Raw genomic sequence first — 25,841 nt, 5'->3', positions numbered from 1 at the left:
TGGTCGTCACACGCCATTCTTCAAAGGCTACCGTCCACAGTTCTACTTCCGTACTACTGACGTGACCGGTACCATCGAACTGCCAGAAGGCGTAGAGATGGTAATGCCAGGCGACAACGTGAACATGGTTGTAACCCTGATTCACCCAATCGCGATGGACGACGGTCTGCGTTTCGCAATCCGTGAAGGCGGCCGTACTGTAGGCGCTGGTGTTGTTGCTAAAGTTATCGCTTAATCGCGAATAATTTTTCGACACAAAAAAGGGCACTTCGGTGCCCTTTTTTTATGCAATTTGTACAAATCTTAATTGAAATAAAAACCATTCCTATTTAGACTCAATGCATTGGTTAAGAAGTGAGTCTCTCTATGTATGTATGTCTGTGTAATGCGGTGACTGACAAAGCGATCCGTAATGCGGTGCGTCAGCACAATCCCCATACCATGAAGCAGCTGCGTGAACTTGTGCCGATTGGTACCGATTGTGGGAAGTGCGTTCGTCAGGCAAGACAGATTATGGTGGAGGAACACGGAACTATCATCCCAATGCATGAAGTTGCCTAACAAAGGGTAAGGTTATTTTTGACTCTTGGCTTACAGGTTCTACACTTTTAGAACTGGCCAGGAGGAGTTACCTATGAAAGGCGATAAAAAGATCATTGCTCACCTCAACAAACTGCTCGGCAACGAGCTGGTTGCCATCAATCAATATTTCCTGCACGCTCGCATGTTCAAGAATTGGGGTTTAATGCGCCTCAACGACAAGGAATATCATGAGTCGATCGACGAAATGAAACATGCCGATCGCTACATCGAGCGTATCCTGTTCCTGGAAGGGATACCGAATCTGCAAGATCTCGGCAAGCTGAACATCGGCGAAGACATTGAAGAGATGCTGCGTTCCGATCTGGCGCTGGAGCTGGCGGGCGCCAAGAACCTGCGCGAAGGCATCGCCTATGCCGATTCGATCCACGATTACGTCAGCCGCGATTTGATGATTGATATCCTGGCCGATGAAGAAGAGCATATCGACTGGCTGGAAACGGAGCTGGATCTGATTGCCCGTCTCGGAATTCAGAACTATGCCCAGGCCCAGATTTTAGAGCGCAAAGAGTAAGCCAGCCTTCCGTTCGTCATCGCCTCTCCTGCCGGCGGCCGTTTTTACGGTGGGGCAGGGGAGCTGCCCGCCAAGCATAATTCATACCTTGATCGCCACCTTCATCCCGCGACCGTCGCTGAAGGCGCAAAAATGACGATTTCCTGAGCATATTTCCAACTGCGGCTTGCTTCCTGGGCCATTTTGCGTATAATGCGCGGGCTTACCTAATCTTGGTAAGCCTGATTTTAGCGAATCAGTCGATTGGCAGGCCTTTTTTGCCTTTCGAACAATACTCCCGATATGGGGGTTATATGTTGACGATTACACTCCCCCATCAATCGAAATGGGTGTGAGGAGTAATTATTTACGTTTATAAATAATTGGAGCTCTGGTCTCATGCAGAACCAAAGAATCCGTATCCGCCTGAAAGCGTTTGATCATCGTCTGATCGATCAATCAACCGCGGAAATCGTCGAGACTGCAAAGCGCACTGGTGCGCAAGTCCGTGGTCCGATCCCGCTGCCAACTCGCAAAGAGCGCTTTACCGTCCTGATCTCTCCGCACGTCAACAAAGACGCGCGCGATCAGTACGAGATTCGCACTCACAAGCGTCTGGTTGACATCGTTGAGCCAACCGAGAAAACCGTTGATGCTCTGATGCGTCTGGATCTGGCTGCCGGTGTAGACGTGCAGATCAGCCTGGGTTAATCAGGTCATTGAGCGATTGAGAGGTTGAAACAATGATTGGTTTAGTCGGTAAAAAAGTGGGTATGACCCGTATCTTCACTGAAGATGGCGTTTCTATCCCAGTAACCGTAATTGAAATTGAAGCGAACCGCGTGACTCAGGTTAAAAGCCTGGACACCGACGGTTACCGTGCCGTTCAGGTTACCACTGGTAGCAAAAAAGCTAACCGTGTAACCAAGCCGGAAGCGGGCCATTTCGCTAAAGCTGGCGTTGAAGCTGGCCGTGGTCTGTGGGAATTCCGCCTGGAAGAAGGTCAGGAGTTTGCTGCAGGTCAGGAAATTAGCGTAGAAATCTTCGCTGACGTTAAAAAAGTCGATGTTACCGGTACTTCTAAAGGTAAAGGTTTTGCTGGCACTGTTAAGCGCTGGAACTTCCGTACCCAAGACGCTACCCACGGTAACTCCTTGTCTCACCGCGTTCCGGGTTCTATCGGTCAGAACCAGACTCCGGGCAAAGTGTTCAAAGGCAAGAAAATGGCTGGCCACCTGGGTGATGAGCGCGTAACCGTTCAGAGCCTGGACGTAGTACGTGTTGACGCTGAGCGCAACCTGCTGCTGGTTAAGGGTGCTGTACCGGGCGCAACCGGTGGCAACCTGATCGTTAAACCAGCTGTGAAGGCGTAAGGGGATAGCAATGGAATTAGTATTGAAAGACGCGCAAAGCGCGCTGACTGTTTCCGAAACTACCTTCGGTCGTGATTTCAACGAAGCGCTGGTACACCAGGTTGTTGTTGCTTATGCAGCAGGTGCCCGTCAAGGTACCCGTGCTCAGAAGACCCGTGCTGAAGTAACTGGTTCCGGCAAAAAGCCATGGCGTCAGAAAGGCACCGGCCGTGCGCGTTCAGGTTCTATCAAGAGCCCGATCTGGCGTTCAGGCGGCGTGACCTTTGCTGCTAAGCCACAGGACCACAGTCAGAAAGTAAACAAAAAGATGTACCGCGGCGCGCTGAAAAGCATCCTGTCCGAACTGGTACGTCAAGATCGTCTGATCGTTGTCGAGAAGTTCTCTGTAGAAGCGCCTAAAACTAAGCTGCTGGCACAGAAACTGAAAGATATGGCTCTGGAAGACGTGCTGATCGTGACCGGTGAACTGGATGAGAATCTGTTCCTGGCAGCTCGCAACCTGTACAAGGTTGACGTGCGCGATGTAGCAGGTATCGATCCGGTTAGCCTGATCGCCTTCGACAAAGTGGTTATGACTGCTGATGCTGTGAAGCAAGTTGAGGAGATGCTGGCATGATCCGTGAAGAACGTTTGCTGAAAGTGCTGCGTGCACCGCACGTATCTGAAAAAGCATCCGCTGCGATGGAAAAAAGCAACACCATCGTTCTCAAAGTTGCCAAAGACGCGACCAAAGCAGAAATCAAAGCTGCAGTGCAGAAACTGTTTGAAGTCGAAGTCGAAGACGTGAACACCCTGGTTGTTAAAGGGAAAGTGAAACGTCACGGTCAGCGTGTTGGTCGTCGTAGCGACTGGAAAAAAGCTTACGTCACCCTGAAAGAAGGCCAGAATCTGGACTTCATCGGCGGCGCAGAGTAAGTCGGAGGAGTAAGAACAATGGCAATTGTTAAATGTAAACCTACATCTCCGGGTCGTCGCCACGTTGTTAAAGTGGTTAACCCTGAGCTGCACAAGGGTAAACCTTATGCCCCGCTGCTGGAAAAACTGAGCAAAAGCGGTGGTCGTAACAACAATGGCCGTATCACCACCCGTCATATCGGTGGTGGCCACAAGCAACATTATCGTCTGGTTGACTTCAAGCGCAACAAAGACGGTATCCCTGCTGTGGTTGAGCGTCTGGAGTACGATCCGAACCGTTCCGCGAACATCGCGCTGGTTCTGTACAAAGACGGCGAACGCCGTTACATCCTGGCGCCGAAAGGCCTGAAAGCTGGTGACCAGATTCAATCTGGCGTTGATGCTGCAATCAAAGCAGGTAACACCCTGCCGATGCGCAACATTCCAGTTGGTTCAACGGTTCACAACGTAGAAATGAAACCAGGCAAAGGCGGCCAGATGGCTCGCTCCGCTGGTGCCTACGTTCAGATCGTTGCTCGTGATGGTTCCTACGTAACTCTGCGTCTGCGCTCCGGCGAAATGCGTAAAGTTCCAGCTGATTGCCGCGCCACCCTGGGTGAAGTCGGTAACGCTGAACACATGCTTCGCGTTCTGGGTAAAGCAGGTGCTGCACGTTGGCGTGGTGTTCGTCCTACCGTTCGCGGTACGGCGATGAACCCGGTAGATCACCCGCACGGTGGTGGTGAAGGTCGTAACTTTGGTAAGCACCCGGTAACTCCGTGGGGCGTTCAGACCAAAGGTAAGAAGACCCGTAGCAACAAGCGTACTGATAAGTTCATCGTACGTCGCCGTAGCAAAAAATAATTAGAGGATAAGCCATGCCACGTTCTCTCAAGAAAGGTCCTTTTATTGACCTGCACTTGCTGAAGAAGGTAGAGAAAGCGGTGGAAAGCGGTGACAAGAAGCCTTTGCGCACTTGGTCCCGTCGTTCAACGATCTTTCCTAACATGATCGGTTTGACCATCGCTGTCCATAATGGTCGTCAGCACGTACCAGTGTTCGTTTCCGATGAAATGGTCGGTCACAAACTGGGTGAATTCGCGCCGACTCGTACTTATCGCGGCCATGCGGCTGATAAAAAAGCTAAAAAGCGCTAAGGTAGGAGGAAGAGATGGAAACTATCGCTAAACATCGCCACGCTCGTTCTTCTGCTCAGAAGGTTCGCCTTGTTGCTGACCTGATTCGCGGTAAGAAAGTGTCGCAAGCTCTGGAAACTCTGACCTACACCAACAAGAAAGCTGCTGGTCTGGTTAAGAAAGTGCTGGAGTCTGCCATTGCTAACGCAGAACACAACGATGGCGCTGACATCGATGATCTGAAAGTTACGAAAATCTTCGTAGACGAAGGCCCAAGCATGAAGCGCATTATGCCGCGTGCAAAAGGTCGTGCAGATCGCATCCTGAAGCGCACCAGCCACATTACTGTGGTTGTGTCCGATCGCTGAGACTCTGGAGACTAGCAATGGGTCAGAAAGTACATCCTAATGGTATTCGCCTGGGTATTGTCAAACCTTGGAACTCTACTTGGTATGCGAATACCAAAGAATTCGCTGACAACCTGGACAGCGACTTTAAAGTTCGTCAATTCCTGACTAAGGAACTGTCGAAAGCTTCCGTTTCTCGCATCGTTATCGAGCGTCCTGCGAAGAGCATCCGTGTGACCATTCACACTGCTCGCCCAGGCATCGTTATCGGCAAGAAAGGTGAAGACGTCGAAAAACTGCGCAAGGTCGTAGCGGACATCGCTGGCGTTCCTGCACAGATCAACATCGCCGAAGTCCGTAAACCGGAACTCGACGCTAAATTGGTTGCTGACAGCATCACTTCTCAGCTGGAACGTCGCGTTATGTTCCGTCGTGCTATGAAGCGTGCAGTACAGAACGCAATGCGTCTTGGCGCTAAAGGTATCAAAGTTGAAGTAAGCGGCCGTCTTGGCGGCGCTGAAATCGCACGTACCGAATGGTACCGCGAAGGTCGTGTTCCATTGCACACTCTGCGTGCGGACATCGACTACAACACATCTGAAGCGCACACCACTTATGGTGTAATCGGCGTTAAGGTATGGATCTTCAAAGGTGAGATCCTGGGTGGTATGGCTGCAGTTGAACAACCGGAACCGGCTGCTCAACCTAAAAAGCAGCAGCGTAAAGGCCGCAAGTAAGGAGAGTCGCTGATGTTACAACCAAAGCGTACAAAATTCCGTAAGGTGCACAAGGGCCGCAACCGTGGTCTGGCGCAAGGTACGGATGTTAGCTTCGGCACTTTCGGTCTGAAAGCTGTTGGCCGTGGCCGTCTGACTGCTCGTCAAATCGAAGCAGCTCGTCGTGCAATGACTCGTGCAGTTAAGCGTCAAGGCAAGATCTGGATCCGTGTATTCCCGGACAAACCGATCACCGAGAAGCCGCTGGAAGTGCGTATGGGTAAAGGTAAGGGTAACGTGGAGTATTGGGTTGCCCTGATCCAGCCTGGTAAGGTCCTGTACGAAATGGACGGCGTGCCAGAAGAGGTTGCCCGCGAGGCATTCAAACTGGCAGCAGCGAAACTGCCGATCAAAACCACCTTTGTAACTAAGACGGTGATGTAATGAAAGCACAAGAGCTGCGTGAAAAAAGCGTTGAAGAGCTGAATGCCGAGCTGCTCAACCTGCTGCGTGAGCAATTCAACTTGCGCATGCAGGCGGCCAGTGGCCAGCTGCAACAAACTCACCTGTTGAAACAAGTGCGTCGTGACGTCGCACGCGTTAAGACTTTACTGACTCAAAAGGCGGGTGTGTAAATGACTGAAGTTATCCGTACCCTGCAGGGTCGTGTTGTTAGCGATAAAATGGAGAAATCCATCGTTGTTGCTATCGAGCGTACTGTGAAGCACCCAATCTACGGGAAATTCATCAAACGTACGACCAAGCTGCACGTACATGACGAGAACAACGAATGTGGTACCGGCGACGTGGTAGAAATCCGCGAATGCCGCCCACTGTCCAAGACCAAGTCCTGGACGTTGGTTCGCGTTGTAGAGAAAGCGATTCTGTAATAGAGTAGCTGGCTCTCACTTAATAAACGGCTCAGAAAATGAGCCGTTTATTTTTTCTACCCATACCAAGTAAGCGGTGTTATAATGCTGCGCCCTCGGTTATGGGGCTTTTCAACGGCCTAATTTTACTTGGGTCTTTAAAGTAGTAGTTGACATTAGCGGAGCACTAAAATGATCCAAGAACAGACTATGCTGAACGTCGCCGACAACTCCGGTGCACGTCGCGTAATGTGTATCAAGGTTCTAGGTGGCTCGCACCGTCGCTACGCAGGCGTCGGCGACATCATCAAAATTACCATCAAGGAAGCAATTCCTCGCGGTAAGGTGAAGAAAGGCGATGTTCTGAAGGCGGTAGTGGTGCGCACCAAGAAGGGTGTACGTCGCCCGGACGGTTCTGTCATTCGCTTCGATGGCAATGCATGCGTTATTTTGAACAATAACAGCGAGCAGCCAATCGGTACGCGTATTTTTGGGCCGGTAACTCGTGAACTGCGTAATGAGAAGTTCATGAAAATTATCTCTCTGGCACCAGAAGTACTCTAAGGAGCGAACATGGCAGCGAAGATCCGTCGTGATGACGAAGTTATCGTGATTACCGGGAAAGACAAAGGTAAGCGCGGTAAAGTAAAAAATGTCCTGTCTGCTGGCAAGGTCATTGTTGAAGGCATCAACCTGGTTAAGAAACACCAGAAGCCGGTTCCGGCTCTGAACCAACCAGGCGGCATTGTTGAAAAAGAAGCTGCAATTCAGGTTTCTAACATTGCTATCTTCAACGCGGCTACCGGCAAGGCTGACCGTGTAGGTTTTAGATTCGAAGACGGCAAAAAAGTCCGTTTCTTCAAGTCTAACAGCGAAACTATCAAGTAATTTGGAGTAATACGATGGCGAAACTGCATGATTACTACAAAGACGAGGTAGTTAAACAACTGATGTCTCAGTTTAACTACAATTCTGTCATGCAAGTCCCTCGGGTCGAGAAGATCACCCTGAACATGGGTGTTGGTGAAGCGATCGCTGACAAGAAACTGCTGGATAACGCAGCAGCGGATCTGGCAGCTATCTCCGGTCAAAAACCGTTGATCACCAAAGCCCGCAAATCTGTTGCAGGCTTCAAAATCCGTCAGGGCTATCCGATCGGCTGTAAAGTAACTCTGCGTGGCGAACGCATGTGGGAGTTCTTTGAGCGTCTGATCTCCATTGCTGTTCCACGTATCCGTGACTTCCGTGGCCTGTCCGCTAAGTCATTCGATGGCCGTGGCAACTACAGCATGGGTGTGCGTGAGCAAATCATCTTCCCAGAAATCGACTACGACAAAGTCGATCGCGTACGTGGTCTGGATATTACCATCACCACTACCGCGCAATCTGATGATGAAGGCCGCGCGCTGCTGGCTGCTTTTAACTTCCCGTTCCGCAAGTAAGGCAGGGTTAACTTATGGCTAAGCAATCAATGAAAGCACGCGAAGTCAAGCGCGTGAAATTAGCTGACAAGTTCTTTGCTAAACGCGCTGAACTGAAAGCTATCATCTCTGATGTGAACGCATCCGACGAAGATCGTTGGAATGCTGTTCTCAAGCTGCAAACTCTGCCGCGTGATTCCAGCCCGTCTCGTCAGCGTAAACGCTGCCGCCAAACTGGCCGTCCACATGGTTATGTGGGCAAATTCGGGTTGAGCCGTATTAAGCTTCGTGAAGCCGCTATGCGCGGTGAAGTACCAGGCTTGAAAAAGGCTAGCTGGTAATTACCAATTGAATCACGGGAGTAAAGACAGATGAGCATGCAAGATCCGATCGCGGATATGCTGACCCGTATCCGTAACGGTCAAGCCGCGAACAAAGTTGCGGTCACCATGCCTTCCTCCAAGCTGAAAGTGGCAATTGCCAACGTGCTGAAGGAAGAAGGTTTTATTGAAGATTTCAAAATCGAAGGCGACGCCAAGCCTGTTCTGGAACTGGTACTGAAGTACTTCCAGGGCAAAGCTGTGGTAGAAAGCATTCAACGTATCAGCCGTCCAGGTCTGCGCATCTACAAGAAAAAAGATGAGCTGCCAAAAGTTATGGCCGGTTTGGGTATCGCTGTTGTTTCTACCTCTAAAGGTGTTATGACCGATCGTGCAGCTCGCCAGGCTGGTCTGGGTGGCGAGATTATCTGCTACGTAGCTTAATTCGGGAGGAAAGAATGTCTCGTGTTGCAAAAGCACCCGTCGTCATTCCTGCCGGCGTAGAGGTAAAACTCAACGGTCAGGTTATTTCGATTAAGGGTAAGAACGGCGAGTTGACTCGTACTATCCACGACGCCGTTGAAGTGAAGCAAGAAGCTAACGCACTGACTTTCGCTCCGCGCGAAGGTTTTGCTAACGCATGGGCCCAAGCGGGTACCACGCGCGCTCTGCTGAACGCAATGGTTGTTGGTGTTACCGAAGGCTTCACCAAGAAGCTTCAACTGGTAGGTGTTGGTTATCGTGCTGCCGTTAAAGGCAACGTGGTGAATTTGGCCCTGGGCTTCTCTCACCCTATCGATCACCAGCTGCCGGCAGGTATCACTGCTGAATGCCCAAGCCAAACTGAAATCGTGCTGAAAGGCGCTGATAAGCAGGTAATTGGCCAGGTAGCAGCAGATCTGCGCGCTTACCGTCGTCCTGAGCCTTACAAAGGCAAGGGTGTTCGTTACGCCGACGAAGTCGTGCGTACCAAAGAGGCTAAGAAGAAGTAAGGTAACACTATGGATAAGAAATCTGCTCGTATCCGTCGTGCGACCCGCGCACGCCGCAAGCTCCAAGAGCTGGGTGCAACCCGCCTGGTGGTACATCGTACCCCGCGTCACATTTACGCACAGGTGATTGCTCCAAACGGTTCTGAAGTACTGGTAGCCGCTTCTACTTTAGAAAAAGCTATCGCGGAGCAACTGAAGTATTCCGGTAACAAAGACGCAGCAGCAGCCGTAGGTAAAGCTCTGGCTGAGCGCGCGTTGGAAAAAGGGATTGCGAAAGTATCCTTTGACCGTTCCGGTTTCCAATATCATGGTCGAGTCCAGGCACTGGCAGATGCTGCCCGTGAAGCTGGCCTTCAGTTCTAAGGAAGAGGTTTAAGATGGCTCACATCGAAAAACAAGCTGGCGAACTGCAGGAAAAGCTGATCGCGGTAAACCGCGTATCTAAAACCGTAAAAGGTGGCCGTATTTTCAGCTTTACCGCACTGACTGTAGTTGGTGATGGTAACGGTCGCGTTGGTTTTGGCTACGGCAAAGCACGCGAAGTTCCAGCAGCGATCCAGAAAGCGATGGAAAAAGCCCGTCGCAACATGATGAACGTCGCGCTGAACAGCGGCACCCTGCAGCACCCTGTTAAGGGCGCTCACACGGGTTCTCGCGTGTTCATGCAGCCTGCTCATGAAGGTACCGGTATCATCGCGGGCGGTGCAATGCGCGCCGTTCTCGAAGTTGCTGGGGTGCACAACGTATTGGCTAAAGCTTATGGTTCCACCAACCCGATCAACGTGGTTCGTGCAACTATCGACGCTCTGGCGAATATGAAGTCTCCTGAAATGGTCGCTGCTAAGCGTGGTAAATCCGTTGCCGACATTCTGGGGTAATTGACCATGGCTAAGACTATTAAAGTTACACAAACTCGCAGCTCAATTGGCCGTCTGCCGAAGCATAAAGCTACTCTGCTCGGTCTGGGTCTGCGTCGTATTGGTCACACCGTAGAGCGCGAGGATACTCCTGCTGTTCGCGGTATGGTCAACCTGGTTTCCTACATGGTTAAAGTTGAGGAGTAACAGATGCGTTTAAATACTCTGTCTCCGGCTGAAGGTGCCAAGCATGCGCCTAAGCGTGTAGGTCGTGGTATTGGTTCTGGCCTGGGTAAAACCGGCGGCCGTGGTCACAAAGGTCAGAAGTCTCGTTCTGGCGGTGGCGTACGTCGTGGTTTCGAAGGTGGTCAGATGCCTCTGTACCGTCGTCTGCCGAAATTCGGCTTCACTTCACGCAAAGCGATGATCACGGCAGAAGTTCGTCTGTCTGAACTGGCTCTGGTTGAAGGCGATGTTATCGACCTGAACGCGCTGAAAGCCGCTAACGTAGTTGGTGTCCAGATCGAATTCGCGAAAGTTGTACTTTCTGGCGAAGTCGCTCGTCCGGTAACCCTGCGTGGTCTGCGTGTCACCAAAGGCGCTCGTGCTGCTATCGAGGCTGCTGGCGGTAAAATTGAGGAATAAGTAGCAGATGGCTAAGCAACCAGGATTAGATTTTCAAAGTGCTAAAGGCGGGCTCGGCGAGCTGAAGCGCAGACTTTTGTTTGTAATCGGCGCGCTGATTGTCTTCCGTATCGGCTCTTTCATTCCGATTCCTGGTATCGATGCCACTGTGCTTGCCAAATTGCTTGAGCAGCAGAGAGGCACTATCATTGAAATGTTTAACATGTTCTCTGGTGGTGCCCTCAGCCGTGCTTCTATCTTTGCTCTGGGGATCATGCCGTATATTTCGGCGTCGATCATTATCCAGCTACTGACGGTGGTCCATCCGGCGTTGGCGGAAATCAAGAAAGAAGGGGAGGCTGGCCGTCGCAAGATTAGTCAGTACACCCGTTACGGTACGCTGGTATTGGCCATATTCCAGTCGATCGGTATTGCTACCGGTCTGCCGAATATGCCTGGTATGCAGGGCCTGGTGTTAAACCCAGGCTTTGCATTCTACTTTACTGCGGTTGTGAGCTTGGTCACCGGGACAATGTTCCTGATGTGGCTGGGTGAGCAGATTACTGAGCGCGGTATCGGCAACGGTATCTCGATCATTATCTTCGCGGGTATTGTAGCGGGGCTCCCGCCGGCAGTGGCCCATACTATCGAGCAAGCGCGGCAAGGCGACCTGCACTTCCTCCTGCTGCTGTTGGTTGCAGTATTGGTGTTTGCAGTAACCTTCTTCGTTGTTTTCATCGAGCGTGGTCAACGTCGTATCGTCGTTAACTATGCGAAGCGTCAACAAGGTCGTCGTGTTTATGCAGCACAGAGTACACACTTACCGTTGAAAGTGAACATGGCGGGTGTTATCCCGGCGATTTTCGCTTCCAGCATTATTCTGTTCCCGGCCACGATTGCATCATGGTTTGGGGGCGGTACCGGTTGGAACTGGCTGACTACGATTTCGCTGTATTTGCAGCCAGGGCAACCGCTTTATGTGTTACTCTATGCGTCTGCAATCATCTTCTTCTGTTTCTTCTACACGGCGTTGGTATTCAACCCGCGTGAGACAGCAGATAACCTGAAGAAGTCCGGTGCCTTCGTACCAGGAATTCGTCCGGGAGAGCAAACGGCGAAGTATATCGATAAAGTAATGACGCGTTTAACCCTGGTGGGCGCGATGTACATTACTTTCATCTGCCTGATCCCGGAGTTCATGCGTGATGCAATGAAAGTACCATTCTACTTTGGTGGTACCTCGCTACTGATCGTGGTTGTCGTCATCATGGACTTTATGGCTCAAGTGCAAACTCTGATGATGTCAAGTCAGTACGAGTCTGCATTGAAGAAAGCAAATCTGAAAGGCTATAACCGCTAGTCAGATTCGTTTGAGAAGTTACGGAGAGTAAAAATGAAAGTTCGTGCTTCCGTCAAGAAATTATGTCGTAACTGCAAAATCGTTAAGCGTAACGGTGTCGTTCGTGTGATTTGCAGCGCCGAGCCGAAGCATAAACAGCGTCAAGGCTGATTATCTCGCATATTTTTCTTGCAAAGTTGGGTTGAGCTGGCTAGATTAGCCAGCCAATCTTTTGTATGTCGCACTGCAACATTATTTGAGTATCCTGAAAACGGGCTTTTCAGAATGGTGTTGCTGTATAAAATAGTAGGAGTGCATAGTGGCCCGTATAGCAGGCATTAACATTCCTGATCATAAACATACCGTTATCGCCTTAACGTCGATCTTCGGTATCGGTAAAACCCGTTCACAGGCTATCTGTGCATCCACGGGTATTGCTGAAAATGTTAAGATCAGTGAGCTGTCTGAAGAGCAAATCGAAAAGCTTCGTGATGCAGTTGCCAAATACACCGTTGAGGGTGATTTGCGTCGTGAAATTACCCTGAGCATCAAGCGTCTTATGGACCTTGGTTGCTATCGTGGTTTGCGTCATCGTCGTGGTCTGCCGGTACGCGGTCAGCGCACCAAGACCAACGCTCGTACCCGTAAGGGTCCGCGCAAGCCGATCAAGAAATAATCGGGGTTATTGAATAATGGCAAAGGCACCTGTTCGTACACGTAAGCGTGTAAGAAAGCAAGTCTCTGACGGCGTGGCTCATATCCATGCTTCTTTCAACAACACCATCGTTACCATCACTGATCGTCAGGGTAATGCTTTGGGTTGGGCAACAGCCGGTGGTTCCGGTTTCCGTGGTTCTCGTAAGTCCACTCCGTTCGCAGCACAGGTTGCAGCAGAACGTTGTGCTGACGCAGTAAAAGAATACGGTATCAAGAACCTGGAAGTTATGGTTAAAGGACCTGGTCCTGGTCGTGAGTCTACTATCCGCGCTCTGAACGCGGCTGGTTTCCGCATCACTAATATTACTGATGTGACTCCGATCCCTCATAACGGTTGTCGTCCGCCGAAAAAGCGCCGCGTGTAACGCAGCTTTTAGGATTGTTGGAGAAAGAAAATGGCAAGATATTTGGGTCCTAAGCTCAAGCTGAGCCGTCGTGAGGGCACAGACCTGTTCCTTAAGTCTGGCGTTCGCGCGATCGATTCCAAGTGTAAAATTGAACAAGCACCTGGTCAGCACGGTGCGCGTAAACCGCGTCTGTCTGATTACGGTGTTCAGTTGCGTGAGAAGCAGAAAGTTCGCCGTATGTACGGCATTCTGGAGCGTCAATTCCGTAACTATTACAAAGAAGCAACCCGCCTGAAGGGCAACACCGGTGAAAACCTGTTGCAGCTGCTGGAAGGTCGTCTGGACAACGTTGTTTACCGTATGGGCTTCGGCGCTACTCGTGCAGAGTCACGTCAGCTGGTTAGCCACAAAGCAGTTATGGTAAACGGTCGCGTTGTTAACATCGCTTCTTATCAGGTATCTCCGAATGACGTAGTCAGCATCCGCGAGAAAGCTAAAAAGCAGTCTCGTGTTAAAGCTTCTCTGGAGCTGGCTGAGCAGCGTGAAAAGCCGACTTGGCTGGAAGTTGATGCTGCTAAGATGGAAGGCGTGTTCAAGCGTATGCCTGAACGTACCGATCTGTCTGCGGACATTAACGAACACCTGATCGTCGAGCTTTACTCCAAGTAAAGCTTAGTACCAAAGAGAGGACACAATGCAGGGTTCTGTGACAGAGTTTCTAAAACCGCGCCTGGTAGATATCGAGCAAGTCAGTTCGACGCACGCCAAGGTGACCCTTGAGCCTTTAGAGCGTGGCTTTGGCCATACTCTTGGCAACGCACTGCGCCGTATTCTGCTTTCATCTATGCCGGGTTGCGCGGTGACCGAGGTTGAGATTGATGGTGTACTGCATGAGTACAGCACCAAAGAAGGCGTACAGGAAGATATCCTGGAGATCCTGCTCAACCTGAAAGGGCTGGCGGTGAGAGTTCAAGGCAAAGACGAAGTTATTCTTACCCTGAATAAATCTGGCATTGGCCCTGTGACCGCTGCCGACATCACCCATGATGGTGATGTCGAAATCGTCAAGCCTCAGCACGTGATCTGCCACCTGACTGATGAGAACGCGGCTATCAGCATGCGTATCAAAGTTCAGCGCGGTCGCGGTTATGTGCCGGCTTCTGCCCGAATTCATTCGGAAGAAGATGAGCGCCCAATCGGTCGTCTGTTGGTTGACGCCTGCTACAGCCCTGTAGAGCGTATCGCCTACAATGTTGAAGCTGCGCGTGTAGAACAGCGTACTGACTTGGATAAGCTGGTCATCGAGATGGAGACCAATGGCACGATCGATCCTGAAGAGGCGATCCGCCGTGCGGCCACCATTCTGGCTGAACAACTTGAAGCTTTCGTTGACCTGCGTGATGTACGTCAGCCGGAAGTTAAAGAAGAGAAACCGGAATTCGATCCGATCTTGCTGCGCCCTGTTGACGATCTGGAATTGACTGTCCGCTCTGCTAACTGCCTCAAGGCAGAAGCTATCCACTACATCGGTGATCTGGTACAGCGTACCGAGGTTGAGTTGCTGAAAACGCCAAACCTGGGTAAAAAATCTCTTACCGAGATTAAAGACGTGCTGGCCTCACGTGGTCTGTCTCTGGGCATGCGCCTGGAAAACTGGCCGCCGGCAAGCATTGCTGACGAGTAACCGGATCACAGGTTAAGGTTTTACTGAGAAGGATAAGGTCATGCGCCATCGTAAGAGTGGTCGTCAACTGAACCGTAACAGCAGCCATCGCCAGGCTATGTTCCGTAACATGGCCGGCTCTTTGGTTCGTCATGAGATCATCAAGACGACCCTGCCAAAAGCAAAAGAGCTGCGTCGCGTTGTTGAGCCGCTGATTACTCTTGCCAAGACCGACAGCGTAGCTAATCGTCGTCTGGCATTCGCCCGTACTCGTGATAACGAGATCGTGGCAAAACTGTTTAACGAGCTGGGCCCGCGTTTCGCGAGCCGTGCCGGTGGTTACACTCGCATTCTGAAGTGTGGCTTCCGCGCAGGCGACAACGCGCCGATGGCATACATCGAGCTGGTTGATCGTGCTGAGTCTCAAGCAGAAGTAGCAACTGCAGAGTAATCTGTAGACGCGTAAAAAAACCGGGCTTGCCCGGTTTTTTTACGTCCAAATCCAGCCAAATGTGCTCAATTCCCCCGCCGTGCTTAAAATCCCCGCTCCTATCCATTATGCTAAGACTCATTCCATAGGCTCACCGAGGCTGTCTGTTATGGGGTTGCTCGACCAATGGGCGGAACGTCATATCCTTGATGCCCAGGAGAAAGGCGAGTTCGACAATTTGCCCGGCCAGGGACAACCGCTGGCGCTGGACGATGACAGCGCGGTGCCTGCTGAGCTACGCGCCGGTTACCGTCTGCTGAAAAATGCCGGTTATCTGCCGCCGGCGCTGGAAGATCGCAAAGAGGCATTAACCGTTGCTCACTTACTGCAAGGGATCAACAGTGAGCATCCGGACTATGTCGATCTCAGCAAGCGTATGGCACTGCTGGAACATCGGTTGCGTCAGGCTGGAATGAGCACGGACTTCTTGCATGGCGAATATCAGCGCGCGCTGGACGGTAAACTCACCCGAGAGGAGAAGTAATGTTCAAGATAGGTCAGTTGGCCAAGCTTGCCGAAGTGACGCCGGACACCGTGCGTTACTATGAAAAGCAGGGCATGATGGATCACAATGTCCGTACTGAAGGCGGTTATCGGCTGTACACCGAGCAGGATTTGCAGCGGCTGCGTTTTATCCGTTATGCCAAGCAGTTGGGCTTTACTCTGGAAACGATCGCCGAGCTGTTGTCGATCCGGGTCGATCCGGAACATCATACCTGCCAGGAATCGAAGTCTATCGTTGATGCGCGCCTGAGCGAAGTGGAAAGCAAGTTGGCGGAGCTGACCCGGATGCGCGAATCGTTGAAACGGTTGAGCGACGCCTGCTGCGGTACCGCCCATACCAGCAACTACTGTTCGATCCTGGAAACTTTGGAACAGGGCGCCAGCGATGACAAAGGCAAAAAAGGTTGCTGACGGCACTTTAATTTTTATATCACCGGCAGTATTATCGCCCCGTTTTATTCCTCATATTTTACAGGAGCATTATCATGACGAAATATCGTCACACCAAAGGTCAGATTCAAGATAACGCCATTGAGGCGCTGCTGCATGATCCGCTATTCCGTCAGCGGGTAGAAAAGAATGTGAAAGGCAAAGGCAGCTATCGGCGTAAAGAAAAACACATCAAAGGCGGTAACTGGGAGGCCAGTGGCAAACTATCAAACGATAATTTACCACTGGCCTTCTGGTTTTAAGGCATTAAAAAAGCCACCTTCATCCGGTGGCTTTTTATTGGCATAACCAAACGCTGTCTTACAGTTTCGGTTGCTGTTGATGGCTCAGCAAATCACGGATTTCCGTCAGCAGTTTCTCTTCTGCTGTAGGTTCTGGCGGCGCTGCCGGAGCTTCTTCCTGTTTGCGGCGCATTTTGTTCATCAATTTAATCGCCAGGAAGATGGCGAAGGCGACAATCACGAAGTCAAATACGGTTTGGATGAATGAACCGTAGTTCATTACCACCGCCGGTACGGCGCCCTGAGCTTCACGTAATACCAGATGGAACTGTTTAAAGTCGACGCCGCCGATCAGTAAGCCCAGCGGAGGCATGATGATATCAGCGACGAAGGATGAAACAATCTTGCCGAAAGCGGCGCCGATAATCACACCGACGGCCAGATCGACCACGTTGCCGCGCATGGCAAATTCGCGAAACTCTTTCAACATACTCATAGAACGCACCCCTTGCAGAATTAATAACTCAAGTTTAACAAAGCAATTTCCCTTTGCCACAAAAGGAGAGAAGTTTTATCTCCCCTCAAGGCAGAGAACAACTACGCGATTATAGACCATCGCCAAATAAATTCGTTCTACAAGAAGAAGGGGCTCGGTTGGAACAGGCGTTCAACGTCCGGCACGAATTTCTTGTCGGTAATAAACATGATGACATGATCGCCCTGTTCGATTTTGCTGTTGCCGTTAGCGATGATGACGTCGTCGCCACGAACGATAGCGCCGATGGTGGTACCCGGTGGCAGCTTGATATCTTCAACGATACGGCCAACCACTTTGGACGTGCTTTCATCGCCGTGGGCAATCGCTTCGATCGCCTCTGCTACGCCGCGGCGCAGTGACGAGACGCTGACGATATCCGCTTTGCGCACATGCCCAAGCAGCGCGGAGATGGTTGCCTGTTGCGGTGAAATGGCAATATCGATCACGCTGCCTTGCACCAGATCGACATAGGCGCGCCGCTGGATCAAGACCATCACTTTCTTGGCGCCCATGCGCTTGGCCAGCATGGCCGACATGATGTTGGCCTCATCGTCGTTGGTGATGGCGATGAAGACATCCACCTGCTCGACGTGCTCTTCGGCCAGCAGTTCCTGGTCGGAGGCATCGCCGTAGAACACGATGGTATCGTGCAACTGCTCGGCCAGTTCGGCAGCACGTTGCTGATTGCGCTCAATGAGTTTGACGTTATAGTCTTTCTCCAGCTTGGCGGCCAGGCCGGCGCCGACGTTGCCGCCGCCGACGATCATGATGCGCTTATAAGGTTTTTCCAGCCGTTGCAGTTCGCTCATCACCGCGCGAATGTGCTGTGAGGCGGCGACGAAGAACACTTCATCACCGGCTTCGATAATGGTCGAGCCTTGCGGACGAATCGGCCGATCCTGGCGGAAAATGGCGGCGACGCGGGTGTCGATATGTGGCATGTGTTCGCGCATCGAAGAGAGCGCATTGCCGACCAGCGGGCCGCCGTAATAGGCTTTAACCGCGGCGATGCTGACCTTGCCTTCGGCGAAGTTGACCACCTGCAGCGCGCCGGGGTATTCAATCAGCTTGTAGATATAGTCGATGACCAGCTGCTCCGGCGAAATCAGATGGTCGATCGGCACCGCTTCCGGCAGGAACAGTTTCTCCGACTCGCGGATATATTCCGGCGCGCGGATACGGGCGATACGGTTGGGGGTATTAAACAGAGAATAGGCGATCTGGCAGGCGATCATGTTGGTTTCGTCGGAGTTGGTGACGGCGACCAGCATGTCGGCATCTTCTGCGCCGGCTTCGCGCAGCACCCGGGGGTGAGAACCATGTCCCTGAACCACTCGCAGATCGAATTTATCCTGCAGCTGACGCAACCGGCCGGAGTCGGTATCGACGACGGTGATATCGTTGTTTTCACCTACCAGGTTTTCCGCCAGCGTCCCGCCAACCTGCCCGGCACCAAGAATAATTATTTTCATCGTGTTCTCTGCTTCACACTGAAAGACTTAGGGCGCGTACGCACCCTGAAGAATTACATTTTAATCAGCTTAGCGTAAAAGAAGCCATCGCCGTCCTCGGGATGCGGGATATTCTGCCGTCCCGGCCGCTGCGCATCGCCGGTTTCAACCAGCTTGGCATCGGCATGGCGCTGCAAGAACGCGGCGATCTGGCTACTGTTTTCATCCGGCAGAATAGAGCAGGTTGCGTAAACCATTACGCCGCCTGATTTCAGATGCGGCCAGACGGCTTCCAGGATATCGGCCTGCAGGGCGGCGAGTTCGGCGATGTCGCGATCGCGGCGCAGCCATTTGATGTCGGGATGACGGCGGATCACGCCGGTGGCCGAACAAGGCGCGTCCAGCAGGATACGGTCGAACTGCTTGTCACCGCACCATTGCTGCGGTGTGCGGCCATCGCCCAGTTTAACCTCTGCGTGTAAACGCAGACGCTGCAGGTTTTCTTTCACCCGCGCCAGACGCTGTTCGTCGATATCGACGGCCATAACCTGTGCTTTCGGCGCCGCTTCCAGAATATGCGTGGTTTTGCCGCCGGGCGCGGCGCACAAATCGAGGATCTGTTCACCGTCTTGTGGATCCAGCAGATCAACACAGCCTTGGGCTGAGGCATCTTGCACGGTGACCCAGCCGTCGGCGAACCCTGGCAGATCGGTCACGGCGCAAGGTGCCAGCAACCGCACGGCGTCGGCATAGTCTGCATGAGGCTCCGCGGCGATGCCGGCGTCGGTCAGCAGCTGCAGGTAAGCCTCACGGGTGTGATGCAGGCGGTTGACGCGCAGCCACATCGGCGGCTTCTGGTTATTGGCGTCGACGATCTGTTGCCAGTTGGCGGGATAAGCCTGTTGGATGCGTTTCAGCAACCAGCTCGGGTGCAGGTAGCGGCTGTCATTGTTGGCGGCGCGCTGCAGAAGTTCTTCCTGCTGGCGCTGGAATTGCCGCAAGACGCCGTTAATCAAACCTTTCAACTGTGGGCGTTTCAGCGCTACCGCCCCTTCCACGGTTTCCGCCAGCACGGCGTGCGCCGGGATGCGGGTATACAGCAGCTGGTACAAGCCGACCATCAACAAATAGTGCAGCGTGCGCTGCTTGCCGGTCAGCGGTTTGGCCATTAATTGCTGAATGCACCATTCGAGCTGCGGCAGTACGCGTAACGTGCCGAAGCACAGTTCCTGCAGCAACCCGCGGTCTTTATCGCTGATGGAGGTTTGCAGCGCCGGCAGGACAGTACTCAGTGACTGCCCTTGATCCAGCACCTGGCCGATGGCTTTGGCAGCGATGCTGCGGAGATTGTAATTATTTTTCATAGGCTGAAGCTGATAACGATCGGCATTAAGAAAATAACGGCCCGGCGATGAACGGCCGGGCAGTGGGGTGACTTACAGCCGGTTACCCGGGGTAAACCATTCACGACGTGAATTTAACAGATCTTGCGCCGACATCGGTTTCTTGCCGGCGGGCTGCAGTTGGATCAGATTGAGGATACCGTCGGCGGTCGCCACCTGAATGCCGTGCTTGTCGGCATGGATAACGGTGCCCGGCTCCGCGTTGGCGCTTTCCGCCAGTACGCTGGCCTGCCACACTTTCACCGGTTGCTCATCGATGGTGAAGTAGCTTATCGGCCAAGGGTTGAAGGCGCGGATGCAACGCTCCAGCTGTGCGGCGGACAGTGTCCAATCCAGGCGAGCTTCTTCTTTGCTCAGCTTCTCGGCGTAGGTGACCTGCGACTCGTCCTGCACTTCGCGGGTGGCGCTGCCGTCGGCCATTTGGCGCAACGTCGTCAGCATGCCCTGCGGGCCGAGCTGCGCCAGTTTGTCGTAGAGGCTGGCGCTGGTGTCGCTGCTCTCAATCGGGCAGGCGATCTTGTGCATCATGTCGCCGGTATCGAGGCCGACATCCATCTGCATGATGGTCACGCCGGTTTCGCTGTCGCCGGCCCAGAGTGAACGCTGGATCGGCGCCGCGCCGCGCCAGCGAGGCAGCAGCGAACCATGTACGTTGATGCAGCCAAGACGCGGCATATCCAGCACCGCTTGCGGCAGAATCAACCCGTAGGCAACCACCACCATCACGTCGGCGTTGAGATCCGCCACCAGACGCTGGTTCTCTTCGGGGCGCAGCGATTTAGGCTGAAATACCGGCAATTGGTGTTGTTCGGCCAGCATTTTGACCGGGCTGGGCGTCAGCTTGTTGCCGCGGCCTGCCGGGCGGTCGGGCTGAGTGAATACGCCGACAATCTGGTGCTCAGATGACAACAGCGCGTCAAGATGACGCGCTGCGAAGTCTGGTGTTCCGGCGAAAATAATCCGTAAAGAGTCAGACACGTTGATTTCCTGATCGGTTAGGCGCGGGCTTGAAGCTTGGCCATTTTTTCCAGTTTCTGACGAATGCGCTGGCGCTTGAGCGGCGACAGGTAATCGACGAACAGTTTGCCCATCAGGTGATCCATCTCGTGCTGGATGCAGATCGCCAGCAGATCGTCCGCTTCCAGCTCGAAAGGTTTGCCTTCACGATCCAGCGCGCGGATCTTCACCTGCGCGGCGCGCGGCACTAACGCACGCTGCTCTGGAATGGAAAGACAGCCTTCCTCGATGCCGGTTTCGCCGCTCTTTTCCAGCAGCTCCGGGTTGATCAGCACCAGGCGCTGATCGCGATTCTCGGAGACGTCGATCACGATAATGCGCTGATGGATATCCACCTGAGTCGCAGCCAGGCCAATGCCTTCCTCTGCGTACATGGTTTCAAACATATCATCCACGATGCGCTGGATATCTGCATTGACTTCTTTTACCGGCGCTGCGACTTTGCGCAGACGCTCGTCTGGGAAATGTAATACCTGCAAGACTGACATATATCTTTAGATCTGTATCCGAGTAATGAACGAGGTTTAACCTCTATTCTAGACATTTCCCGACCTGATTGACAGCATTGCGCACCAATTGCTCAGATTGGCAATACCACCGTTTTTGCTGAGGGAACAGACGATGCGGCCGGAAGAGATCGCTTTACGGATGCGGGGAGTCACGGGGCTACAGACCGTCGTGGCCAGTCGGCTCGTGCGACAGTTATCGCAAATGAGTGGCGAGCCTCGCCGCGTGTTGCATGAGCTGGGATTGAACGAACGGCAGCAGGCACAGTTCAACCGAGTGGATCCCGTCTATCTGGCGGCCACCCTGCGTTGGCTGGAGGAGCCGGCGCACAGTATGCTGAACTATGGGGCGGCCGGCTATCCTGAAAACCTGGCTCAGATCGACGACGCGCCGCTGTTTCTGCTGATCAAGGGCGCTCCTCGGGTGCTGTTGCAACCTCAGCTCGCTATGGTCGGCAGCCGGCAGTTCAGCCATTACGGCGAGCGTTGGGCGAACCATTTCGCCGAGGAGTTGGCGCGTTGCGGTTTCACCATCACCAGCGGTTTGGCGATCGGCATCGACGGCATTTGCCATCGTGCGGCGCTGGCGGCCGATGGCTGCACGATTGCGGTGTTGGGCAGCGGGCTGGGCAATATCTATCCGCGCCGGCACCGCCGGCTCGCGGAGCAGATAGTCGAGCAGGGCGGAGCCGTGATTTCAGATCATTTAGTCACCGATTTGCCGCTGGCCGACCATTTCCCACGCCGTAACCGCATTATCAGCGGGCTCAGCCTGGGGGTTCTGGTCATAGAAGCTTCGCTGCGCAGCGGTACCCTGGTGACGGCTCGCTACGCGTTGGAGCAGGGGCGTGAGGTGTTCGCCTTGCCTGGGCCATTAGGAAACCCGATGAGTGAGGGGACGCATGGGTTAATCCAGCAGGGCGCGCATCTGGTCACCGGGCCGAAAGATATCGCCGAATTGCTGGGAAGCGGCCTTCAATGGCTGTCACTGAACGAAAATACAACTATTTGTGCGTCGCAGGCTGAAGTTGAATTGCCATTTGGCGATGTGTTGGCTAACGTAGGAGATGAGGTGACACCTGTTGACGTCGTCGCTGAACGTGCCGGCCAACCTGTGCCAGTGGTGGTAATCAAGTTACTCGAGCTGGAGTTAGCAGGGTGGATCGCAGCTGTACCCGGCGGCTATGTCCGAATAAGGAGGGCAAGCCATGTTCGACGTACTCATGTACTTGTTTGAAACTTATATCCACAATGAACCAGAGATGCGCGTCGATCAGGATCAACTGACCGATGATCTCGCTCAGGCGGGGTTTCATCGGGATGATATCTACAACGCGTTGAATTGGCTTGAGAAGTTGGCTGACCTGCAAGAGGGTCAAAATGCCCCTTACTTTATGGATGCCGATCCGCTGGCAATGCGGATCTACACCGAAGAAGAAGGTGCACGTCTGGACGCCGACTGCCGTGGTTTTCTCCTGTTCCTGGAACAGATTCAGGTATTGAACCTCGAAACCCGTGAAATGGTTATCGACCGCGTTATGGCTTTGGATAATGCGGAATTCGATCTCGAAGATCTGAAATGGGTCGTGTTGATGGTGCTGTTTAATATCCCCGGATATGAAAGCGCCTATCAGCAAATGGAAGAACTGTTGTTTGAAGTGAACGAAGGTTATCTGCATTGAGCCGATAACGCGCATAGAAGACGTTATGACAAAAAACGCGATTTTTGCCGCCAGGCAAAATGAACCCTGTCCGGAATGCGGGGCCGAACTGGTGATCCGTAGCGGTCGCCACGGCCCCTTCCTCGGCTGTTCCCAGTACCCTGAATGCCAATATATTCGGCCGCTGAAAGCACAGGCCGATGGACATATCGTTAAGGTCTTGGATGGGCAACAGTGCCCGAAATGTCAGGCGACGTTGGTGCTGCGCCAGGGGCGCTATGGCATGTTTATCGGCTGCAGCGATTATCCGCAGTGCGATCACACTGAAGTGATCGATAAGCCTGACGAAACCGCCATTACCTGTCCGCAGTGCGGCCAAGGCAAACTGCTGCAGCGCAAGTCGCGTTACGGCAAAGTTTTTCATTCCTGCGATCGTTACCCGGAATGCCAGTTTGCCCTCAATGTTAAACCTGTCGCCGGTGAGTGCGCCTATTGCCATTATCCGCTGCTGATGGAAAAGCGCACGGCAAAAGGCCCCGTCCTGTGCTGTGCCAGCAAGCTGTGCGGAAAACCCGTCGCGACTACAGAATAATCACATCATGAACTCAGAATTAAGCCCGAACCTTTTATCTATCATCGATGCTTTGCATCAACAGCAGGTGATTGCGTATCCCACAGAAGCCGTATTCGGCCTGGGTTGCGATCCCGACAGCGAGCAGGCGGTCAATGCATTGCTGGCGCTGAAACAGCGGCCGTGGGAGAAGGGGCTGATTTTGATCGCCGCCGACTATGCACAGCTTAAGCCTTATATCGACGACAGTGCACTCAGCGAACAGCAGCGCACGACGATGTTTGCCAGCTGGCCTGGGCCGGTAACCTGGGTTTTGCCCGCTCGGCCGGAGACGCCGCGTTTGCTGACCGGACGCTTCAGCTCGCTGGCAGTGCGCGTCAGCGATCATCCGTTGGTGCAGCAGCTGTGTCGGCAGTACGGCAAGCCGCTGGTGTCGACCAGCGCCAATCTCAGTGGGCTGGAGCCATGCCGCAGTGCGGATGAGGTTACGCGGCAGTTCGGCGAAGCTTTCCCGGTATTGCGCGGCAAGGTGGGTGGCCGTCTTAATCCTTCCGAAATCAGAGACGTTCTGACCGGCGAACAGATCCGTCAGGGCTAGAGGTAATGGGCATGGAGAAGTTTGCGGTATTTGGCAACCCTATCGGCCACAGCAAGTCGCCGCGAATTCATGCGCTGTTTGCTGCCCAGACCGGCATTGAGCATCCTTATGGAACGGTGTTGGCGCCGTTAGACGGTTTTGAAACCAGCCTGCAGGCGTTTATCCGCGCCGGAGGGCTGGGGGCGAACGTCACGGTGCCCTTCAAGGAGCGTGCTTATTCGGCCGCTTCTGAGCTGAGCGAGCGCGCAGCGATGGCCGGTGCGGTCAACACTCTGAAGGTATTGCCGAATGGCGAGCTGTTGGGGGATAACACCGACGGCATCGGGTTGCTGACCGATCTACAGCGTCAGCAATTGATCCGGCCGCAGGATCGCATCCTGCTGGTGGGCGCCGGCGGCGCAGCGCGCGGCGTGATCCTGCCGCTGCTGTCTTTCGGCTGTCGGCTAACGATTACCAACCGCACCTTCAGCCGAGCCCAGGCGTTGGCAGACGCTTTTCGGCATCTGGGGGAGATCTCGGCGGCGCCGATGGATCAATTGGATCAGCAAGCGTTCGAACTGGTGATCAATGCGACGGCGTCCGGCATCAGCGGAGAGATCCCGGCGTTGCCGGCGAGCGTAGTTAATGCGCGTACTCGTTGCTATGACATGTTCTATCAGCAGGGCGCTACGCCATTCCTGGCCTGGGCGCAGCAGCAGGGGACAACGGAATATGCCGATGGGCTGGGCATGCTGGTGGGGCAGGCGGCGCATGCTTTCCTGCTTTGGCATGGAGTGATGCCAGAGATTGAGCCGGTATTGCGCCAGTTGCGCAGCGAACTGGCGGCATAAATGCAACCCCGTTCTCTTTATAGGGAACGGGGCGTCCGTCAGATGTCTTCCGACAGGTATTCATCTTTCCAGCGTACATAGTTGTTCGAAGAATAAAGCAATCCTTCCAACTCGGCGGCGGTCAACGGCCGAACCTGGCGTGCCGGGCTGCCCATATAGAGATAGCCGCTGACCAGGCGTTTGCCTGGCGGCACTAAACTGCCGGCGCCAATCATCACGTCGTCTTCTACGACTACACCGTCCAGCAGGATCGATCCCATACCGACCAGCACCCGGTTGCCGATGGCGCAGCCGTGCAGCATCGCTTTATGGCCTACGGTCACGTCTTCTCCAATCAACAGGGGATAACCGTCGGGGTTATGTTCGGAGCGGTGAGTCACGTGCAGTACGCTGCCGTCCTGTATGTTGCTGCGCGCGCCGATCTTTACCGCATTGACGTCGCCGCGGATAGCGACCAGCGGCCAGATGCTGACGTCATCCGCCAGATCGACGTCGCCGATGACGACGCTGGAAGGATCGATCAAGACGCGCTGACCGAGTTTGGGGGTGTATTGAAGATAAGAACGTACTGCATCGGACATGGTGCTTGCCTCACGTCGGGATCATATTTACCGGCAATACTAGACTCTGGCGATGGAATTACAACCAATCGCAGCGCCGGATCCTGCGGAAAATGGCCCTGATCGCACAAGATCCACCCGGAAGGGCTGAAAAGTGTGCAAACAAAAAGAAAAGATCAAAAAAGGGGTTGTGCAAAAAACTCGGATCCCTATAATGCGCCTCCATCGACACGGCGCAAGTGATTCACTTCACACAGCGGCCGGGAAGAAAGAGAAAAAATCCTGAAAATTAGGGTTGACTCTGAAAGAGGAAAGCGTAATATACGCCACCTC

The 25,841-nt window shown here is 53.3% G+C and carries 44 protein-coding genes and 1 pseudogene; 39 read left to right on the top strand and 6 right to left on the bottom strand.

Features of this window, described 5'->3' with window-relative positions:
- The 34 genes and pseudogenes from tuf to J9788_RS24675 form a co-directional block, all read left to right on the top strand.
- Window positions 1–235: pseudogene (gene tuf, locus J9788_RS24840) on the top strand (elongation factor Tu); the annotation flags it as partial.
- 131 nt (window positions 236–366) lie between these two features.
- Window positions 367–561: a bacterioferritin-associated ferredoxin gene (gene bfd, locus J9788_RS24835; protein WP_182265806.1), complete on the top strand. Its 195-nt coding sequence runs from the start codon at window positions 367–369 to the stop codon at window positions 559–561.
- 73 nt (window positions 562–634) lie between these two features.
- Entirely contained in the window at window positions 635–1,114 is a 480-nt protein-coding gene (gene bfr, locus J9788_RS24830; protein ID WP_004929784.1) for a bacterioferritin, read from the top strand.
- Window positions 1,115–1,492: 378 nt separating this feature from the next.
- Window positions 1,493–1,804 (top strand): 30S ribosomal protein S10, encoded by a 312-nt coding sequence (gene rpsJ / locus J9788_RS24825; protein ID WP_001181005.1) that lies wholly within the window; start codon window positions 1,493–1,495, stop codon window positions 1,802–1,804.
- Between the two features lie 32 nt (window positions 1,805–1,836).
- Window positions 1,837–2,466 (top strand): 50S ribosomal protein L3, encoded by a 630-nt coding sequence (gene rplC / locus J9788_RS24820; RefSeq protein WP_015379265.1) that lies wholly within the window; start codon window positions 1,837–1,839, stop codon window positions 2,464–2,466.
- A 10-nt stretch (window positions 2,467–2,476) separates the two neighbouring features.
- Window positions 2,477–3,082 (top strand): 50S ribosomal protein L4, encoded by a 606-nt coding sequence (gene rplD, locus J9788_RS24815; protein ID WP_046898648.1) that lies wholly within the window; start codon window positions 2,477–2,479, stop codon window positions 3,080–3,082.
- Window positions 3,079–3,381: a 50S ribosomal protein L23 gene (gene rplW / locus J9788_RS24810; protein ID WP_004951179.1), complete on the top strand. Its 303-nt coding sequence runs from the start codon at window positions 3,079–3,081 to the stop codon at window positions 3,379–3,381. The genes rplD and rplW overlap by 4 nt, the downstream gene beginning before the upstream one ends.
- Window positions 3,382–3,399: 18 nt before the next feature.
- Window positions 3,400–4,224, top strand: a complete 825-nt coding sequence (gene rplB, locus J9788_RS24805) for a 50S ribosomal protein L2 (RefSeq protein WP_004929775.1) — start codon at window positions 3,400–3,402, stop codon at window positions 4,222–4,224.
- Window positions 4,225–4,238: 14 nt separating this feature from the next.
- Complete coding sequence (gene rpsS, locus J9788_RS24800; protein ID WP_004929772.1) at window positions 4,239–4,517, top strand: 30S ribosomal protein S19; 279 nt, start codon at window positions 4,239–4,241, stop codon at window positions 4,515–4,517.
- A gap of 14 nt (window positions 4,518–4,531) precedes the next feature.
- The gene (gene rplV / locus J9788_RS24795; protein ID WP_002223844.1) at window positions 4,532–4,864 is read left to right on the top strand and encodes a 50S ribosomal protein L22; all 333 of its coding nucleotides are present in this window, start codon (window positions 4,532–4,534) and stop codon (window positions 4,862–4,864) included.
- A 17-nt stretch (window positions 4,865–4,881) separates the two neighbouring features.
- Entirely contained in the window at window positions 4,882–5,580 is a 699-nt protein-coding gene (gene rpsC, locus J9788_RS24790; RefSeq protein WP_004929766.1) for a 30S ribosomal protein S3, read from the top strand.
- A gap of 12 nt (window positions 5,581–5,592) precedes the next feature.
- Entirely contained in the window at window positions 5,593–6,003 is a 411-nt protein-coding gene (rplP, locus tag J9788_RS24785) for a 50S ribosomal protein L16 (protein ID WP_004929764.1), read from the top strand.
- A complete protein-coding gene (gene rpmC / locus J9788_RS24780) occupies window positions 6,003–6,194 on the top strand; it encodes a 50S ribosomal protein L29 (protein WP_004929762.1) in 192 nt (63 codons plus the stop codon). The genes rplP and rpmC overlap by 1 nt, the downstream gene beginning before the upstream one ends.
- A complete protein-coding gene (rpsQ, locus tag J9788_RS24775) occupies window positions 6,195–6,449 on the top strand; it encodes a 30S ribosomal protein S17 (protein WP_004929760.1) in 255 nt (84 codons plus the stop codon).
- A gap of 171 nt (window positions 6,450–6,620) precedes the next feature.
- Window positions 6,621–6,992: a 50S ribosomal protein L14 gene (rplN, locus tag J9788_RS24770; protein ID WP_000613954.1), complete on the top strand. Its 372-nt coding sequence runs from the start codon at window positions 6,621–6,623 to the stop codon at window positions 6,990–6,992.
- A gap of 9 nt (window positions 6,993–7,001) precedes the next feature.
- Window positions 7,002–7,316, top strand: coding sequence for a 50S ribosomal protein L24 (gene rplX, locus J9788_RS24765; RefSeq protein WP_004929758.1), 315 nt, complete (start codon window positions 7,002–7,004; stop codon window positions 7,314–7,316).
- Between the two features lie 14 nt (window positions 7,317–7,330).
- Window positions 7,331–7,870, top strand: coding sequence for a 50S ribosomal protein L5 (gene rplE, locus J9788_RS24760; RefSeq protein ID WP_038871757.1), 540 nt, complete (start codon window positions 7,331–7,333; stop codon window positions 7,868–7,870).
- Between the two features lie 14 nt (window positions 7,871–7,884).
- The gene (gene rpsN, locus J9788_RS24755) at window positions 7,885–8,190 is read left to right on the top strand and encodes a 30S ribosomal protein S14 (RefSeq protein WP_004929754.1); all 306 of its coding nucleotides are present in this window, start codon (window positions 7,885–7,887) and stop codon (window positions 8,188–8,190) included.
- Window positions 8,191–8,220: 30 nt separating this feature from the next.
- A complete protein-coding gene (gene rpsH, locus J9788_RS24750; RefSeq protein ID WP_004929753.1) occupies window positions 8,221–8,613 on the top strand; it encodes a 30S ribosomal protein S8 in 393 nt (130 codons plus the stop codon).
- A 14-nt stretch (window positions 8,614–8,627) separates the two neighbouring features.
- Complete coding sequence (gene rplF / locus J9788_RS24745; protein ID WP_004929751.1) at window positions 8,628–9,161, top strand: 50S ribosomal protein L6; 534 nt, start codon at window positions 8,628–8,630, stop codon at window positions 9,159–9,161.
- A 9-nt stretch (window positions 9,162–9,170) separates the two neighbouring features.
- The gene (gene rplR / locus J9788_RS24740; protein ID WP_004929748.1) at window positions 9,171–9,524 is read left to right on the top strand and encodes a 50S ribosomal protein L18; all 354 of its coding nucleotides are present in this window, start codon (window positions 9,171–9,173) and stop codon (window positions 9,522–9,524) included.
- Between the two features lie 14 nt (window positions 9,525–9,538).
- The gene (gene rpsE, locus J9788_RS24735) at window positions 9,539–10,039 is read left to right on the top strand and encodes a 30S ribosomal protein S5 (RefSeq protein WP_004929747.1); all 501 of its coding nucleotides are present in this window, start codon (window positions 9,539–9,541) and stop codon (window positions 10,037–10,039) included.
- 6 nt (window positions 10,040–10,045) lie between these two features.
- The gene (rpmD, locus tag J9788_RS24730; protein ID WP_048232028.1) at window positions 10,046–10,225 is read left to right on the top strand and encodes a 50S ribosomal protein L30; all 180 of its coding nucleotides are present in this window, start codon (window positions 10,046–10,048) and stop codon (window positions 10,223–10,225) included.
- A gap of 3 nt (window positions 10,226–10,228) precedes the next feature.
- The gene (gene rplO / locus J9788_RS24725; protein ID WP_004929742.1) at window positions 10,229–10,663 is read left to right on the top strand and encodes a 50S ribosomal protein L15; all 435 of its coding nucleotides are present in this window, start codon (window positions 10,229–10,231) and stop codon (window positions 10,661–10,663) included.
- 7 nt (window positions 10,664–10,670) lie between these two features.
- Entirely contained in the window at window positions 10,671–12,002 is a 1,332-nt protein-coding gene (gene secY / locus J9788_RS24720) for a preprotein translocase subunit SecY (protein WP_004929740.1), read from the top strand.
- Between the two features lie 33 nt (window positions 12,003–12,035).
- Entirely contained in the window at window positions 12,036–12,152 is a 117-nt protein-coding gene (gene rpmJ / locus J9788_RS24715; RefSeq protein WP_002227352.1) for a 50S ribosomal protein L36, read from the top strand.
- Between the two features lie 148 nt (window positions 12,153–12,300).
- Window positions 12,301–12,657 carry a 30S ribosomal protein S13 gene (gene rpsM, locus J9788_RS24710; protein ID WP_004929734.1) on the top strand — a complete coding sequence of 119 codons (357 nt, stop codon included), beginning with the start codon at window positions 12,301–12,303 and terminating at the stop codon, window positions 12,655–12,657.
- 16 nt (window positions 12,658–12,673) lie between these two features.
- A complete protein-coding gene (gene rpsK, locus J9788_RS24705; protein WP_004929731.1) occupies window positions 12,674–13,063 on the top strand; it encodes a 30S ribosomal protein S11 in 390 nt (129 codons plus the stop codon).
- A 30-nt stretch (window positions 13,064–13,093) separates the two neighbouring features.
- Window positions 13,094–13,714 (top strand): 30S ribosomal protein S4, encoded by a 621-nt coding sequence (gene rpsD, locus J9788_RS24700; RefSeq protein WP_004929729.1) that lies wholly within the window; start codon window positions 13,094–13,096, stop codon window positions 13,712–13,714.
- Window positions 13,715–13,739: 25 nt separating this feature from the next.
- The gene (rpoA, locus tag J9788_RS24695; RefSeq protein ID WP_002919219.1) at window positions 13,740–14,729 is read left to right on the top strand and encodes a DNA-directed RNA polymerase subunit alpha; all 990 of its coding nucleotides are present in this window, start codon (window positions 13,740–13,742) and stop codon (window positions 14,727–14,729) included.
- Window positions 14,730–14,769: 40 nt separating this feature from the next.
- A complete protein-coding gene (rplQ, locus tag J9788_RS24690; RefSeq protein WP_004929726.1) occupies window positions 14,770–15,159 on the top strand; it encodes a 50S ribosomal protein L17 in 390 nt (129 codons plus the stop codon).
- 148 nt (window positions 15,160–15,307) lie between these two features.
- The gene (locus tag J9788_RS24685) at window positions 15,308–15,682 is read left to right on the top strand and encodes a DUF1992 domain-containing protein (protein WP_182265805.1); all 375 of its coding nucleotides are present in this window, start codon (window positions 15,308–15,310) and stop codon (window positions 15,680–15,682) included.
- On the top strand, window positions 15,682–16,113 hold the full coding sequence (gene zntR, locus J9788_RS24680) for a Zn(2+)-responsive transcriptional regulator (protein ID WP_096242645.1): 432 nt from the start codon (window positions 15,682–15,684) through the stop codon (window positions 16,111–16,113). The genes J9788_RS24685 and zntR overlap by 1 nt, the downstream gene beginning before the upstream one ends.
- Before the next feature lie 74 nt (window positions 16,114–16,187).
- Complete coding sequence (locus tag J9788_RS24675; protein WP_182265804.1) at window positions 16,188–16,394, top strand: alternative ribosome-rescue factor A; 207 nt, start codon at window positions 16,188–16,190, stop codon at window positions 16,392–16,394.
- Between the two features lie 58 nt (window positions 16,395–16,452).
- On the opposite strand, the gene mscL is transcribed toward J9788_RS24675, so the two are convergent.
- The 5 genes from mscL to def all read right to left on the bottom strand — a co-directional run bounded on the left by mscL (window position 16,453) and on the right by def (window position 21,270).
- Window positions 16,453–16,869, bottom strand: coding sequence for a large-conductance mechanosensitive channel protein MscL (mscL, locus tag J9788_RS24670; RefSeq protein WP_033645241.1), 417 nt, complete (start codon window positions 16,867–16,869; stop codon window positions 16,453–16,455).
- Between the two features lie 137 nt (window positions 16,870–17,006).
- Entirely contained in the window at window positions 17,007–18,383 is a 1,377-nt protein-coding gene (trkA, locus tag J9788_RS24665; RefSeq protein ID WP_004929716.1) for a Trk system potassium transporter TrkA, read from the bottom strand.
- 53 nt (window positions 18,384–18,436) lie between these two features.
- Window positions 18,437–19,726: a 16S rRNA (cytosine(967)-C(5))-methyltransferase RsmB gene (rsmB, locus tag J9788_RS24660; RefSeq protein WP_033645240.1), complete on the bottom strand. Its 1,290-nt coding sequence runs from the start codon at window positions 19,724–19,726 to the stop codon at window positions 18,437–18,439.
- A gap of 72 nt (window positions 19,727–19,798) precedes the next feature.
- Window positions 19,799–20,743 (bottom strand): methionyl-tRNA formyltransferase, encoded by a 945-nt coding sequence (fmt, locus tag J9788_RS24655; protein WP_046898645.1) that lies wholly within the window; start codon window positions 20,741–20,743, stop codon window positions 19,799–19,801.
- Between the two features lie 17 nt (window positions 20,744–20,760).
- A complete protein-coding gene (gene def / locus J9788_RS24650; protein ID WP_015379260.1) occupies window positions 20,761–21,270 on the bottom strand; it encodes a peptide deformylase in 510 nt (169 codons plus the stop codon).
- Window positions 21,271–21,403: 133 nt separating this feature from the next.
- On the opposite strand from def, the gene dprA reads away from it, so the two are divergent.
- Genes dprA through aroE form a run of 5 tightly spaced genes read left to right on the top strand, consistent with a single transcriptional unit; the run spans window position 21,404 to window position 24,948 of the window.
- Window positions 21,404–22,525, top strand: coding sequence for a DNA-protecting protein DprA (gene dprA / locus J9788_RS24645; RefSeq protein WP_182265803.1), 1,122 nt, complete (start codon window positions 21,404–21,406; stop codon window positions 22,523–22,525).
- The gene (gene smg / locus J9788_RS24640) at window positions 22,497–22,970 is read left to right on the top strand and encodes a DUF494 family protein Smg (protein ID WP_182265802.1); all 474 of its coding nucleotides are present in this window, start codon (window positions 22,497–22,499) and stop codon (window positions 22,968–22,970) included. The genes dprA and smg overlap by 29 nt, the downstream gene beginning before the upstream one ends.
- A 25-nt stretch (window positions 22,971–22,995) precedes the next feature.
- Window positions 22,996–23,541 carry a type I DNA topoisomerase gene (locus J9788_RS24635; RefSeq protein WP_019456195.1) on the top strand — a complete coding sequence of 182 codons (546 nt, stop codon included), beginning with the start codon at window positions 22,996–22,998 and terminating at the stop codon, window positions 23,539–23,541.
- 7 nt (window positions 23,542–23,548) lie between these two features.
- Window positions 23,549–24,118 carry an L-threonylcarbamoyladenylate synthase type 1 TsaC gene (gene tsaC, locus J9788_RS24630; RefSeq protein WP_033645237.1) on the top strand — a complete coding sequence of 190 codons (570 nt, stop codon included), beginning with the start codon at window positions 23,549–23,551 and terminating at the stop codon, window positions 24,116–24,118.
- Between the two features lie 11 nt (window positions 24,119–24,129).
- Window positions 24,130–24,948, top strand: a complete 819-nt coding sequence (gene aroE / locus J9788_RS24625) for a shikimate dehydrogenase (RefSeq protein ID WP_046898649.1) — start codon at window positions 24,130–24,132, stop codon at window positions 24,946–24,948.
- Window positions 24,949–24,986: 38 nt separating this feature from the next.
- Here the strand turns inward: aroE and J9788_RS24620 are convergent, their stop codons facing one another.
- Window positions 24,987–25,529, bottom strand: a complete 543-nt coding sequence (locus J9788_RS24620) for a gamma carbonic anhydrase family protein (RefSeq protein ID WP_033645236.1) — start codon at window positions 25,527–25,529, stop codon at window positions 24,987–24,989.
- Window positions 25,530–25,841 lie beyond the last annotated feature (312 nt).

Origin of the sequence: Serratia sp. X10, from assembly GCF_017811775.1 — a bacterium.
GTDB lineage: Bacteria > Pseudomonadota > Gammaproteobacteria > Enterobacterales > Enterobacteriaceae > Serratia > Serratia ureilytica.
Note: the sequence above shows the minus strand (reverse complement) of the source record. Positions and strands in the feature narration are given on the sequence as shown.